The organism is Citrobacter sp. CK195, from assembly GCF_030333365.1.
Lineage (GTDB): Bacteria > Pseudomonadota > Gammaproteobacteria > Enterobacterales > Enterobacteriaceae > Citrobacter_B > Citrobacter_B koseri.
In genome coordinates, this window is record NZ_JAOWGB010000021.1 from 71,115 (window position 1) to 84,774 (window position 13,660).

At 52.1% G+C, this 13,660-nt stretch carries 10 protein-coding genes; 6 read left to right on the plus strand and 4 right to left on the minus strand.

Annotated elements, in window-relative coordinates:
* Positions 1–110: 110 nt before the first annotated feature.
* A complete protein-coding gene (gene maeA / locus OGX93_RS03570) occupies positions 111–1,808 on the plus strand; it encodes a malate dehydrogenase (protein ID WP_012132390.1) in 1,698 nt (565 codons plus the stop codon).
* Between the two features lie 137 nt (positions 1,809–1,945).
* Here maeA and fdnI read toward each other — a convergent pair whose 3' ends face one another.
* Genes fdnI through fdnG form a run of 3 tightly spaced genes read right to left on the minus strand, consistent with a single transcriptional unit; the run spans position 1,946 to position 6,540 of the window.
* Entirely contained in the window at positions 1,946–2,602 is a 657-nt protein-coding gene (gene fdnI, locus OGX93_RS03575; RefSeq protein WP_012132388.1) for a formate dehydrogenase-N subunit gamma, read from the minus strand.
* Positions 2,595–3,479 carry a formate dehydrogenase subunit beta gene (gene fdxH / locus OGX93_RS03580; protein WP_012132387.1) on the minus strand — a complete coding sequence of 295 codons (885 nt, stop codon included), beginning with the start codon at positions 3,477–3,479 and terminating at the stop codon, positions 2,595–2,597. Before fdxH ends, fdnI begins: the two co-directional genes overlap by 8 nt.
* Before the next feature lie 13 nt (positions 3,480–3,492).
* Positions 3,493–6,540, minus strand: a complete 3,048-nt coding sequence (fdnG, locus tag OGX93_RS03585; RefSeq protein WP_077956900.1) for a formate dehydrogenase-N subunit alpha — start codon at positions 6,538–6,540, stop codon at positions 3,493–3,495.
* A gap of 233 nt (positions 6,541–6,773) precedes the next feature.
* Between fdnG and yddG the strand changes: the two genes are divergently transcribed.
* From yddG to OGX93_RS03600, 3 genes are all read left to right on the plus strand, one after another.
* On the plus strand, positions 6,774–7,655 hold the full coding sequence (gene yddG / locus OGX93_RS03590) for an aromatic amino acid efflux DMT transporter YddG (RefSeq protein ID WP_012132385.1): 882 nt from the start codon (positions 6,774–6,776) through the stop codon (positions 7,653–7,655).
* 568 nt (positions 7,656–8,223) lie between these two features.
* Positions 8,224–9,297, plus strand: a complete 1,074-nt coding sequence (ompD, locus tag OGX93_RS03595) for a porin OmpD (RefSeq protein ID WP_248622957.1) — start codon at positions 8,224–8,226, stop codon at positions 9,295–9,297.
* Positions 9,298–9,380: 83 nt separating this feature from the next.
* Positions 9,381–9,821 (plus strand): GFA family protein, encoded by a 441-nt coding sequence (locus tag OGX93_RS03600; protein WP_024130326.1) that lies wholly within the window; start codon positions 9,381–9,383, stop codon positions 9,819–9,821.
* A 1-nt stretch (position 9,822) separates the two neighbouring features.
* Here the strand turns inward: OGX93_RS03600 and OGX93_RS03605 are convergent, their stop codons facing one another.
* Entirely contained in the window at positions 9,823–11,310 is a 1,488-nt protein-coding gene (locus tag OGX93_RS03605) for an MFS transporter (protein WP_012132380.1), read from the minus strand.
* A 118-nt stretch (positions 11,311–11,428) separates the two neighbouring features.
* Here OGX93_RS03605 and OGX93_RS03610 point away from each other — a divergent pair, with 118 nt between their 5' ends.
* Positions 11,429–12,007 (plus strand): TetR family transcriptional regulator, encoded by a 579-nt coding sequence (locus tag OGX93_RS03610; RefSeq protein WP_058669179.1) that lies wholly within the window; start codon positions 11,429–11,431, stop codon positions 12,005–12,007.
* A gap of 215 nt (positions 12,008–12,222) precedes the next feature.
* Positions 12,223–13,617, plus strand: coding sequence for a NarK family nitrate/nitrite MFS transporter (locus tag OGX93_RS03615; RefSeq protein ID WP_286449531.1), 1,395 nt, complete (start codon positions 12,223–12,225; stop codon positions 13,615–13,617).
* The last annotated feature ends 43 nt before the right edge of the window (positions 13,618–13,660 follow it).

Consider the following 13,660-nt stretch of genomic DNA (forward strand, 5'->3'; position numbering starts at 1 on the left):
GCCTGGATTCATTCACAATGCTTTATACTCTTTGCCCGACGCCCTGGTGAAAACCTAAGTACGCCCATAAAACAGCACCAGGAACGGATATTCGAAAAAGAGTGAGTGACATGGAAACCAAAATCAAGAAACAGCGTTCCCTTTATATTCCTTACGCTGGCCCTGTGCTGCTGGAATTTCCTCTCCTGAATAAAGGAAGCGCTTTCAGTATAGAAGAACGCCGTAACTTCAACCTGCTGGGGTTACTGCCGGAAGTGGTCGAATCGATTGAAGAACAGGCGGAGCGCGCCTGGATCCAGTATCAGGGATTCAAAACGGAAATCGATAAACATATCTATCTGCGCAACATTCAGGATACCAACGAAACCCTGTTCTACCGACTGGTGCAAAACCATCTCGATGAGATGATGCCGGTTATCTATACCCCAACGGTGGGCGCCGCCTGTGAGCGCTTCTCTGAGATCTACCGTCGCGCGCGCGGCGTGTTCATCTCTTATCAGAACCGCCACAACATGGACGATATCCTGCAAAACGTGCCTAACCACAATATCAAAGTGATTGTGGTGACGGACGGGGAACGCATCCTCGGTCTTGGCGACCAGGGCATTGGCGGAATGGGGATTCCAATCGGTAAACTGTCGCTGTACACCGCCTGTGGCGGCATCAGCCCGGCCTATACCCTGCCGGTGGTACTGGACGTCGGCACCAACAATCAGCAGTTGCTGAACGATCCGCTCTATATGGGCTGGCGTAACCCGCGCATCACCGATGACGAATACTATGAATTCGTCGATGAGTTTATTCAGGCGGTGAAACAGCGCTGGCCGGACGTCTTGCTGCAATTCGAAGATTTCGCGCAGAAAAACGCGATGCCGCTGCTTAATCGCTATCGCGATGAAATCTGCTCTTTCAACGATGATATTCAGGGAACGGCGGCCGTGACCGTCGGTACTCTGATTGCCGCCAGCCGTGCTGCGGGCAGCCAGTTGAGCGAGCAGAAAATCGTCTTCCTTGGCGCGGGTTCTGCCGGTTGCGGGATTGCTGAACAGATCATCGCGCAAACCCAACGCGAAGGGCTCAGCGAAGAAGCCGCTCGCCAGAAAGTGTTTATGGTGGATCGCTTTGGTCTGTTGACGGACCAGATGCCTAACCTGCTCTCATTCCAGACGAAGCTGGTGCAAAAACGCGAGAACCTGCAACACTGGGACAGCGAAAGCGAAGTGCTCTCCCTGCTTGATGTCGTGCGCAACGTGAAGCCGGACATTCTGATTGGCGTGTCGGGGCAAACCGGACTCTTTACTGAAGAGATCATTCGCGAGATGCACAAGCACTGCCCACGTCCGATCGTGATGCCGCTGTCTAACCCGACGTCCCGCGTTGAAGCCACGCCTCAGGACATCATCGCCTGGACCGAAGGCAATGCGCTGGTCGCGACCGGCAGTCCTTTCGCGCCGGTGGCCTGGAAAGATAAAATTTACCCTATTGCGCAATGTAATAACGCCTACATCTTCCCGGGGATCGGCCTGGGCGTGATTGCGTCCGGCGCGTCGCGTATTACCGACGAAATGCTGATGTCGGCAAGCGAAACGCTGGCGAAATACTCTCCGCTGGTGCTCAACGGCGAAGGTCTGGTATTGCCGGAGCTGAAAGATATTCAGACCGTGTCGCGAGCGATTGCCTTTGCCGTGGGTAAAATGGCGCAGCAACAGGGCGTGGCGGTAAAAACGTCCGCAGAAGCGCTACAGCAAGCCATCGACGAGAATTTCTGGCAAGCGGAATACCGCGATTACCGCCGTACCTCTATCTGAGTGTTTGCCCGGTGGCGCTACGCTTACCGGGCCTGCGTTTTATACGGTTGTCGGTCGGATAAGCGCAGCGCCATCCGGCATTCTGTTGGCAAAAAAAAAGCGCTACAGACGTAGCGCTTTTGTCTTTTGAAAGCGGGTTATTGTAATCCCTCTTTGCTTTCCTTTTTCGCTTCGACCTTCTCGACGTCGCGATACCAGCGTGGGTGGTGTTTCTTCGCCCAGCGACGACTCACCTTACCTTCGATCATCCCTTTAATTGATCCTTTCACCCAGAATGCCATATACATATGGATGAGGATGGCGTGCATCAGGATGATGCCTGCCGCCGCATGGATCAGCAGGCTGTAACGCACGACCTGCATCGGGAAGAACTGCGCAAAGTACGGACGCCAGATAATTACGCCCGTCACCAGCAGCACGAAAATCATGCTCATGATCGACCAGAACATCATTTTCTGCCCGGCATTGTACTTACCGACATCGGCGACTTTGTGTTCATTGCCCTTCAGTACTTCCACAATATTTTTCAGCCACGGAAGATCTTTCTTGTCCGGGATGTTGTGGTGTACAAAGCGCACAAACATGAACATCAGTGCGACAAAAATCGCTACGCCGAAGAACGGGTGCAAAATACGCCCCATCTGCGGCGTCCCGAAGGTTTGCGTCAGCCATTGCAGCGTCGGGAAGAAAAACGCAATTCCCGACAGCGACACCAGGAAGAAGCAAATCACCACCGTCCAGTGACAGGCGCGATCGATAAATTTCGTGCGCACAATCATTTTCGACTTACTCATGATGGTCCTCCTCTTCATCGTCCACTTCCTTGTTCGGGCCAATACCAATGTAGTGATAGATAAGCCCGGCGAAGGTGGCGATAAACCCGGCGGCAGCCAGAGGTTTCAGCGCCCCTTTCCACAAGTTGATAGAGGTATCGATCTGTGGATCTTTCGGTAAGCCGTGATACAGCTCCGGCTGGTTCGCGTGATGCAGAACGTACATGACGTGCGTACCACCCACACCTTGTGGGTTGTAAACACCGGCATGTTCGAAACCGCGCGCTTTGAGTTTCTCCACGCGCTGCTCCCCCATCTCCAGCATCTCTTTCTTGGTGCCGAAATGGATTGCCCCGGTTGGGCAAGTTTTCACGCAAGCCGGTTCCTGACCGATACTGACGCGATCCACACACAGCGTACATTTATAGACGCGGTTGTCCTCTTTATTGAGGCGCGGAACATTAAATGGACACCCGGCGATGCAGTAGCCACAGCCAATACAATGTTCGGACTGGAAATCAACAATCCCGTTAGCGTACTGGATGATCGCGCCGGCAGACGGGCATGCCTTCAGGCAGCCCGGATCTTCACAGTGCATACAGCCGTCTTTACGAATCAGCCATTCCAGCTTGCCGTTCTGTTCGGTTTCGCTAAAACGCATCACCGTCCAGGATTTCGCGCTGAGATCGGCCGGGTTGTCATACACCCCGACGCAATGACCTACCTCGTCACGAATGTCATTCCACTCGGAACAAGCCACCTGGCAGGCTTTACAGCCTACGCAGGAGGAGACGTCGATCAGTTTTGCGACTTCCGCTTTATAATCACGCGCCTGGGGAGGCGGCGTGATCGGGTTTGTTGCAGACCGTTTGATGATGTCCTGCGTTTCCAAAGACATATGTTCGCCTCCCTTACGCCTTCTCGATGTTAACTAAAAACGCTTTATATTCCGGCGTTTGCGAGTTGGAATCACCGACATTTGGCGTCAGGGTGTTTGCGATATAGCCTTTACGCGCAACCCCTTCAAAGCCCCAGTGCAGCGGAATACCCACGGTTTCAACCTGCTGACCATTGACGTTCAGCGTTTGCAGACGTCGGGTCACCACGGCAACCGCCCGGATAAATCCACGTTTGCTGCTGACTTTCACTGCGTCGCCGTTGGCAATCCCTTTCGAGGCCGCCAGGTTTTCGCTGATTTCCACAAACTGCTCTGGCTGAGCAATCGCATTCAGCAATGCGTGCTTGGTCCAGGTGTGGAAATGTTCGGTCAGACGATAGGTTGTACCGACATACGGGAACTGATCTTTCTTGCCCATACGCCGCGCATCTTCTTCGTACAGACGAACGACCGGGCTGGAGATCACGTTCGGGTGCAGCGGGTTGGTGCCCAGCGGCGTTTCCATCGGCTCGTAGTGTTCCGGGAACGGCCCTTCCGCCAGCTTATCGATGGCGAACAGACGTCCCAGCCCTTCCGGCTGCATGATAAACGGCCCGGTTGCGCTACCCGGTGCGGCGGTGTTGAAGTCCGGGATATCGTTCCCCGTCCACTTCGACCCGTTCCACTGGATCAGCATCCGTTTCGGATCCCACGGTTTACCCTGCGGATCTGCCGAGGCGCGGTTATACAGTACGCGGCGGTTCAGCGGCCATGCCCATGCCCAACCCAACGTATTGCCGAGACCTGACGGGTCGGCGTTGTCACGGTTAGCCATCTGGTTGCCCTGCTCGGTCCAACTGCCGGTATAAATCCAGCAGGAGGAAGACGTCGTTCCGTCATCGCGTAACTGGGCAAAACTGCTCAGCAACTGGCCTTTCTTCGCCAGCAGGACGCCGTTGGCGTCATAGAGATCTTCCAGCGCGTAGCCGTTGTTCTCTTTCGCAATCTCTTCAGATTCAGGATGATCCGGCTGTTTGTAGTCCCAGCTCATCTTCAGCAGCGGTTCAACGCCTTTACCCCCTTCGCTGCGATACATCTCGCGCAGACGGTGGTAAATACCGGCCAGAATTTGGCCGTCGTTGCGGGCTTCGCCCGGCGCATCCTGACCTTTCCAGTGCCACTGCAACCAGCGGCCAGAGTTGGCGATAGAGCCATCTTCTTCGGCAAAACAGGTTGACGGCAGACGGAAGACTTCAGTCTGGATCGACGCCGGATCGACGTCGTTAGACTCGCCGTGGTTCTGCCAGAACGTGGAGGTTTCCGTCACCAGCGGATCAATGACCACCATGTACTTCAGCTTGCTCAGCGACTGCACCACTTTGTTTTTGTCTGGGAAAGACGCAACCGGGTTAAAGCCCTGACAGATGTAGCCGGTCACTTTACCGCTATCCATCATGTTGAAGTATTTAATGACGTCGTAGGCCTGATCCCACTTCGGCAGCCATTCAAAGCCCCAGTCATTCTCTTTCTGCGCTGCATCGCCGTAGAACGATTTCATCAGACTGACGAAGAACTTCGGATAGTTGCCCCAGTAGTTCACCTGGTCGGCCAGCGTGGCCTTCGGCGTGTTTGCGCTCAGATAGGTTTGCAGATCCGCCTGCTTCTCAGACGGCAGGGTCAGATAACCGCTCAGGCTGGTGGAAAGCAGACCTAAATCCGTTAACCCCTGGATGTTAGAGTGGCCGCGTAAGGCGTTGACGCCGCCGCCTGCCATCCCCATGTTGCCGAGCAGCAACTGGATCATCGCCATCGTACGGATGTTCTGCGCACCAACGGTATGTTGCGTCCAGCCCAGCGCGTACAGGAAGGTAGTGGTACGATCGGCGGCGCTGGTGGAGGCCAGCACTTCACACACTTTCAGGAAATCGGCTTTTGGCGTACCGCAGATGTTTTCGACAACATCTGGCGTATAGCGGGAAACGTGTTGTTTCAGCAGATTCCATACGCAGCGCGGATGGCTCAGCGTCTCATCACGTTTTGCATAGCCGTTTTCGTCGAACTGATAGTTCCAGGATGACTTGTCATACTGGCGTTTTTTGGCGTCGTAGCCGCTAAACAGACCATCATCGAAAGCAAAATCGTCCCGCACCAGCAGGCTGGCGTTGGTGTAATGCTTAACGTATTCGGCATTGATTTTATTGTTTTCAATCAGATACAGCAGTACGCCGGACAGGAAGGTAATGTCTGTACCGGAACGAATAGGCGCGTAAATATCCGCGACCGAGGCTGTACGTGTAAAACGTGGATCGACGACAATCAGCGTGGCGTCGTTGTTGTTTTTCGCTTCTATCGCCCAGCGGAATCCCACCGGATGTGCTTCAGCGGCGTTACCGCCCATCACCATAACGACGTTGGCGTTTTTGATATCAACCCAGTGGTTGGTCATCGCACCGCGACCAAATGTTGGAGCAAGACTTGCTACCGTTGGTCCGTGTCAGACGCGTGCCTGGTTGTCTACTGCCAGCATGCCGAGGGAACGCGCGAACTTCTGCGTCAACATGCCTGTTTCGTTACTGGCGGCGGAGGCGCAAAGCATCCCCGTGGAAAGCCAGCGGTTTACCGTTACGCCCTGTTCGTTCTTTTCAATAAAGTTGGCGTCACGGTCGGCTTTCATCAGCTTTGCGATGCGGGTGAACGCGTCATCCCAGCTAATGCGTTGCCATTTATCTGAACCGGGCGCGCGATACTCCGGGTAACGCAAGCGGTTTTCACTGTGTACATAGTCCAGCAAACCTGCGCCCTTCGGACACAATGCGCCACGGCTGACCGGATGATCCGGGTCCCCTTCGATGTGATAAATTGCTTCTTTTGCGTTTTTTGCTCCATCGCCCAGGCTATACATTAATAGCCCGCAACCTACGGAACAGTATGTGCAGGTGTTTCGGATCTCTTTAGCGCGTAACAGCTTATAATTTCGCGCTTGAGCCAGTGCCATTTTGGGTGCAAAACCCAGAGCAGCGACTGTTGTTCCCGCCATACCGCCCGCGCAGATTTTAAAAAATTGTCTGCGGCTGACGTCCATTGCTTTCCTCTTTTTTCCAGGGATGTAACTTCGCGAGGAAACTAACAGCAATATCCATAACTTTTTTGCGTCAAATCAATAACGAATCGGTTCCGCTACTAAATAGTTCTTTTTGTCGAGTTTATATACCACCAAAGGAGTATCAGAAAGACAATGAATTAGCGCGGGAAGGTGTAAAAGTGCTATAAATTTCAGCGATATTTTTTGACCAGGAATGGGGATAAACGGAGAGAATGACGACACAAAAAGCAACGTTAATTGGACTTATTGCCATCGTACTCTGGAGCACGATGGTCGGGCTTATTCGTGGGGTAAGTGAAGGACTTGGGCCTGTTGGCGGCGCCGCCGCTATTTATTCGCTAAGCGGATTATTGCTCATCTTTACCGTTGGGTTCCCCAATATTCGTCGTTTTCCTGTTCGTTATTTAATCGCTGGCAGCGTACTGTTTGTCAGTTATGAAATATGTCTGGCGCTCTCGCTGGGATATGCAGCAACGCGTCACCAGGCGATTGAAGTCGGCATGGTCAACTATTTATGGCCCAGCCTGACGATTCTTTTTGCTATTTTGTTCAATGGACAAAAAACAACCTGGCTGGTTGTTCCTGGATTAATTGTCGCGTTAACCGGCGTCTGTTGGGTTTTAGGCGGTGAACATGGACTCCATGCTGATGAAATTATCAGCAATATTGCAACCAGCCCATTAAGCTATTTTCTCGCTTTTCTCGGCGCGTTTATCTGGGCAACCTACTGTACCGTCACTAACAAATATGCCAGAGGGTTTAATGGCATTACGATATTTGTCCTCCTCACTGCTGCAAGTTTATGGGTACATTATTTTCTGACGCCGCAGCCGGAGATGATTTTTAGCACGCCTGTCGTTATCAAACTGTTTTCTGCTGCCCTGACGTTAGGATTTGCTTATGCAGCATGGAACGTGGGTATTTTGCATGGCAACGTCACGATTATGGCTGTGGGGTCCTATTTTACCCCGGTACTGTCATCTGCGCTGGCCGCTGTCCTGTTAAGCGCGCCGCTGTCATTTTCATTCTGGCAAGGTGCGGTTATGGTGTGTGCGGGTTCCCTGCTTTGTTGGTTAGCGACGCGTCGCGCCTGAAGTCAGTGGTTGGGGCGGATTATCTTTCGAGTTCTGTGGCTGCCCCGACTCTCTTCCTGCTGTATTAATTTCGGTTAAATGAATATTGCGATCGGCGTTATTTCTTCGAAAATTCTTATTTGCTTTTTTTCTGGCTTCTTGCCATATAGTTATTTAAATGAAAATTTGTTGTTGCTGATGAATGACGAACGGAGTGTATAATACTTCATCACTTGTTTTGTTTTTGTTAAAATTATGATATTCAATTGATAAAATAAAGCATTTTATGTTCATTTGTAACTGTATTTTCGTATATAGTCAGCAAGCGTGACTAGAGACAATAAAACCATCACCCGCAAAACAATTCCTTTTGAAAATATATTATCTCAGGATATACCCATCTAAAATTAATACCATGAGATCTATTATGTAGATCTGGATCACACAACTTCAAATAATTTGTAATCTTATGAAACTTATTATTGAATTAGTACCACGACGTCTATTAAAAATAGTCTGCCATTGACAAGCGGCCTCGTTTAGAAATGGTTTAGGAAACACGCTAAGAAAATTATAAGGATTAATTAAAATGAAACTTAAATTAGTTGCAGTGGCAGTGACTACCCTGTTGGCAGCAGGTGCGGTAAACGCAGCTGAGGTATATAACAAAGACGGCAACAAACTGGACCTGTACGGTAAAGTTCACGCTCAGCATTACTTCTCTGATGATACCGGTAGTGATGGTGATAAAACTTATGCGCGTCTGGGCTTCAAAGGTGAAACTCAGATTAACGACCAACTGACCGGTTTCGGCCAGTGGGAATATGAATTTAAAGGCAACCGTTCTGAAAACCAGGGTTCTGACAAAGACAAAACTCGTCTGGCATTTGCAGGCCTGAAATTCGCTGAATTTGGTTCCTTCGATTACGGTCGTAACTACGGTGTTGCATACGACATCGGCGCATGGACCGACGTACTGCCTGAGTTCGGTGGCGATACCTGGACCCAGACTGACGTGTTCATGACTGGCCGTACTACCGGTGTTGCAACTTACCGTAATACTGACTTCTTCGGTCTGGTTGAAGGTCTGAACTTTGCTGCTCAGTACCAGGGCAAAAACGACCGTGACGGTGTTCAAGAAGCTAATGGTGATGGTTTCGGTCTGTCTGCAACTTATGAATACGAAGGCTTCGGTGTAGGTGCTACCTATGCGAAATCTGACCGTACTGACAAACAAGTCAATGCAGCAAGCAATTTTAACGCTAACGGTAAAAATGCAGAAGTATGGGCAGCAGGTCTGAAATATGATGCAAACGACATCTATTTGGCTGCAACTTACTCTGAAACGCTGAACATGACCACTTTCGGTGACGATTATATTGCTAACAAGACTCAGAACTTTGAAGCTGTTGCTCAGTACCAGTTCGACTTCGGTCTGCGTCCGTCCATCGCTTACCTGAAATCCAAAGGTAAAGACATCGGTAGCTGGGGCGACCAGGATCTGGTTGAATACATTGATTTAGGTGCGACCTACTACTTCAATAAAAACATGTCTACCTTCGTTGATTACAAAATCAACCTGCTGGACGATACCAACTTCACTAAAGATGCTCGTGTGAGCACTGACAACGTGGTTGCTGTTGGTCTGAACTACCAGTTCTAAGTCTGTTGTAGCGTAATTCTAAGCCAGTCCATAGCGGGCTGGCTTTTTATCTTGTTGTATGCCTCGGTCATAAGGAGTATGCCGTGCAAACGTTCACAGGACGTTGCCTCTGTGGGCAGAGTCATTTTACCGTTGACGTTGAAATGCTCGATGTTTATGCCTGTCACTGCACGCTGTGTCAAAAATGGTCTGGTGGTATTGCGATGTACCTGGAAGCCTGCGGTCGTCCGCTTATGGCTCCCCATTCACCAGAGCCCTCTCACTTCTCTTCTTCTTTGCGTGGCGAACGCTACTTCTGTTCAGGTTGTGGGTGTCCGCTGTGGTTCCGGCTGACGGAAAGCGACCGCTATTTTATGCCCTGGACGCTGTTGGAATTAACCGAAGATGAGCGGCGTCGTCTGATCCTGGCAGCCGAAATCTATACCGAAACGCAACCTGCGTTCTGGCGGTTGACGGGGCAATACGCTCGCCTGAGCGGTAAAGAGATCGAAGCGATGGATTACCCCTGTCAATTAGCACATTAGGTTAGCCGCGTTTTACTTTTGCCAGACTAAACCACATCCCTACCGCTAACAGAATTAACATGCTTCCGGCACTGCTCAGCGCCACGCTGTGCGACCAGGTAAACGCCTGTCTGGCGGCGTCCAGTATCGCCTCACCAAGTGAAGGCGAGAGCGTATCCGCCAGCTGCACCGCTTCTCCCATTGACGACGATGCGCGTTCGATTTCCTCTGCGTTCAGGCCGGAAGGAAGCAGGATAGATGCGGAAAAGCTGCGGCTTAACAACAAGCCAAAGATTGCAATGCCAAGCCCGGCGCCCAGTTCATAGGCCATGGTTTCTATCGCCCCGGCCGCCGCCGCTTTTTCTGCGGGCGCAGCGGCCATAATGGCGGCAGTAGAGGCGAGCAACGCGCTGGCGGCGCTAAAACCCAGCAGCGCCATCAGGCACCAGGCCTGCCATTGCTGCGTGCTGAAATCCGTCATTGCCAGGCCATAAAAGCTCAGCGCGCTTAGCGCCATGCCGCCAGTCGCCACTGTTCGCAATCCCAGTCGTGAAACCAGCATCCCGGCAAGGGGGCCGCTGAATCCACTTGCGAGCATCACTGGCAGCATAAACAGCCCTGCTTCATACGGCGTTAAGCCATGAACAAACTGAAGCTCCTGCGCCATCAGCAACTCGAAGCCGACCAGCGTGATCATCGCCGTCATCGCCATCACAACGCCGCTCAGAATGATGCGATGCGTAAACAGACGCATATCGATCATCGGGCGCGCTGCGGCGAGCTGCGTGCGGATAAACATGCCCAACAACAGCGCGCCGATCATCAGCGTCAGGGCGATAACGCCGCTGGCCAGTTGCCCTTTCAGCGCGGTTTTCGCGCTGTATACCAGCAGCAGGATGGCGATAATCAGCATGACCGCATGGCTAAAGTTCAATGGCTGATCGCGGCGACCGGACTGGCGAGGCACAAAGCGCGCCGTTAACGCCATCACCACCAGAACAATGGGTACATTGATCAGAAAGACCGATCCCCAGTAAAAGTGCTCCAGTAACATACCGCCGACCAGCGGGCCGAACGCGGCGCCGCCCGACCCTACGGCCGCCCAGACGCCAAGCGCCATATTACGGTGACGGGCCTCAGAAAACGTGGCGCGGATACCGGCCAGCGTCGCCGGAACAATCATCGCCGCGCCGATAGCCAGAATCGCGCGGGTAGCGATCAGCCAACTGGCGCTGTGGGCGAACGCTGCCGCCAGCGACGCAAGACCGAATAAGCCTCCCCCCAGCAACAGCAGGCGTTTAAAGCCGATTCGATCGCCCAGCGCGCCCATCGGCAATACCATCCCTGCCATCACCAGAGAATAAATATCAATGATCCACAACAGCTCGTTGCCACTGGCGCCCAACGTCATGCTCAGCGTGGGTGCGGCAACGTGCAGCACCGTTGCATCAATCGCAACAGGGATGTAGACCAGTACAATAATCATTAACGTTAACCACTGACGAAACATAAAACGTCCTTTGAAAGCAAAAACTGAACACATGTTCAACTCTCGCGATCCTACGGAAAGTTGAACGCATGTCCAGCTTTTTGTTACACTGCGCCAACTGCGAAAATGGGAGAAAGCCATGAGTTATCTGAATCGGGATGAGCGCCGTGAAGTGATCCTGCAAGCGGCAATGCGCGTCGCGCTGGAGGAGGGATTGAGCGGCATGACGGTAAGGCGAATCGCGCAGGAAGCCGGCGTCGCGACCGGACAACTCCACCACCATTTCAGCAGTTCGGGCGAGCTTAAATCTCAGGTATTCGTTCGTCTGATTCGCACCTTGCTGGATGCCAGCCTGGTGCCCGAGCACTGCACCTGGCGCATGCGGCTGCACGCCATGCTGGGGAGTGACGATGGCGGATTAGAGCCCTACATTAAACTCTGGCGGGAAGCGCAGATCCTGGCGGATAACGACCCGGAAATTAAAAGTGCCTACCTGCTGACCATGCAAATGTGGCATGAAGAAACGACCGCCATCATTGAAGGCGGTCAGGAAGCAGGAGAATTTTCATTGGCCTCAGCCGCCGCTGATGTCGCCTGGCGATTAATCGCATTAGCCTGCGGGCTGGACGGCATGTACGCCCTCGGTATGCCTGAAATGACCGATCCTGCCTACCAGCAGCATCTGGACCGCATGATTACACTGGAGTTATTTCGCTGATGTTATACGTTAGTTAACAATACATCTTTTGTGTTTACATTTGGTAACACTTAAGCAACTTATTAACCGCCCTTCACTCCTCGTGGTCTCGCTTTTTTATCTATCCTTTCAATCAATATTCTTAAAAGTCTTCAATAAATTCTAAAAAGGGCCCGCGCGCCCTTCTTGGACTTATTTCTTTTTTTTCATGAACGACGTGTGCGTGTGAGGGCAATATGGCGCTACAAAATGAGAAAAATAATCGTTATCTTTTGAGTGACTGGAGGCCAGAACAACCCGCTTTCTGGGAAAACAAAGGTAAACACATTGCCCGAAGAAATCTTTGGATATCAGTGGCTTGTTTATTGCTCGCATTCTGCGTCTGGATGTTGTTTAGCGCCGTCGCCGTTAATTTGAATAAAATTGGTTTTAATTTCACCACTGACCAGCTCTTTTTATTAACCGCTTTACCTTCGCTGTCCGGGGCTATATTACGCGTGCCCTACTCCTTTATGGTACCTATATTTGGCGGGCGTCGCTGGACGATTTTTAGCACAGTTATTCTGATTATTCCCTGTATCTGGCTCGGTTTTGCGGTGCAAAATACATCCACCCCTTTTGGAGTATTTATTATCATTGCGCTGCTGTGCGGTTTTGCTGGCGCTAACTTTGCCTCCAGTATGGGCAACATCAGCTTTTTCTTCCCGAAAGCAAAGCAAGGTAGCGCCCTCGGCGTGAACGGCGGTTTAGGCAACCTTGGCGTCAGCGTGATGCAACTTGTCGCCCCGCTGGTGATTTTCCTGCCCATGTTCACTTTTCTGGGCGTACAGGGCGTGCCGCAGCCCGATGGCTCGCTGCTTTCGCTGACGAACGCCGCGTGGATCTGGGTGCCGTTATTGCTTATCGCAACCCTCGCAGCCTGGACCGGGATGAATGATATCGCCAGTTCGAAAGCCTCTGTCGCGTCTCAACTGCCGGTGCTGAAACGCTTTCACCTTTGGCTGCTCAGCCTGCTCTATCTCGCCACCTTCGGTTCTTTTATCGGTTTCTCCGCAGGATTCGCCATGCTGGCGAAAACCCAGTTTCCCGACGTCAATATTCTGCAACTGGCCTTCTTTGGCCCGTTTATCGGCGCGCTTGCGCGTTCTGCGGGTGGCGTTATTTCTGACAAGTTCGGCGGCGTTCGCGTCACGCTGATTAACTTCGTTTTCATGGCGCTGTTTACCGCCCTGCTGTTTCTGACATTACCGGGCTCCGGCTCAGGAAGTTTTATCGCCTTCTATCTGGTGTTTATGGGGCTTTTCCTGACGGCGGGCCTGGGAAGCGGCTCGACCTTCCAGATGATTGCGGTCATTTTCCGCCAGATCACGATCTACAGGGTGAAACTGCGCGGCGGCTCAGATGCGCAGGCCCAGCGTGAAGCCGTGACCGATACGGCTGCCGCCCTCGGTTTTATCTCTGCGATTGGCGCAGTCGGCGGTTTCTTTATCCCTAAAGCTTTTGGTTCTTCTCTGGCGTTGACCGGCTCGCCGGTTGGCGCAATGAAAATCTTTCTGGTGTTTTACATCGTTTGCGTACTGGTGACCTGGCTGGTTTATGGTCGCCGTAAACAGGCAGCAACAAAAAAATAAAACATATTCATCACAGGTTCGGACGTAGGCCGGATAAGACGCC

Excerpts from the sequence above, each read along its gene's own strand:
- maeA (WP_012132390.1), top strand. The coding sequence starts at position 111 with ATGGAAACCAAAATCAAGAAACAGCGTTCCCTTTATATTCCTTACGCT.
- fdnI (WP_012132388.1), bottom strand. The coding sequence starts at position 2,602 with ATGAGTAAGTCGAAAATGATTGTGCGCACGAAATTTATCGATCGCGCC.
- fdxH (WP_012132387.1), bottom strand. The coding sequence starts at position 3,479 with ATGTCTTTGGAAACGCAGGACATCATCAAACGGTCTGCAACAAACCCG.
- yddG (WP_012132385.1), top strand. The coding sequence starts at position 6,774 with ATGACGACACAAAAAGCAACGTTAATTGGACTTATTGCCATCGTACTC.
- ompD (WP_248622957.1), top strand. The coding sequence starts at position 8,224 with ATGAAACTTAAATTAGTTGCAGTGGCAGTGACTACCCTGTTGGCAGCA.
- OGX93_RS03605 (WP_012132380.1), bottom strand. The coding sequence starts at position 11,310 with ATGTTTCGTCAGTGGTTAACGTTAATGATTATTGTACTGGTCTACATC.
- OGX93_RS03610 (WP_058669179.1), top strand. The coding sequence starts at position 11,429 with ATGAGTTATCTGAATCGGGATGAGCGCCGTGAAGTGATCCTGCAAGCG.
- OGX93_RS03615 (WP_286449531.1), top strand. The coding sequence starts at position 12,223 with ATGGCGCTACAAAATGAGAAAAATAATCGTTATCTTTTGAGTGACTGG.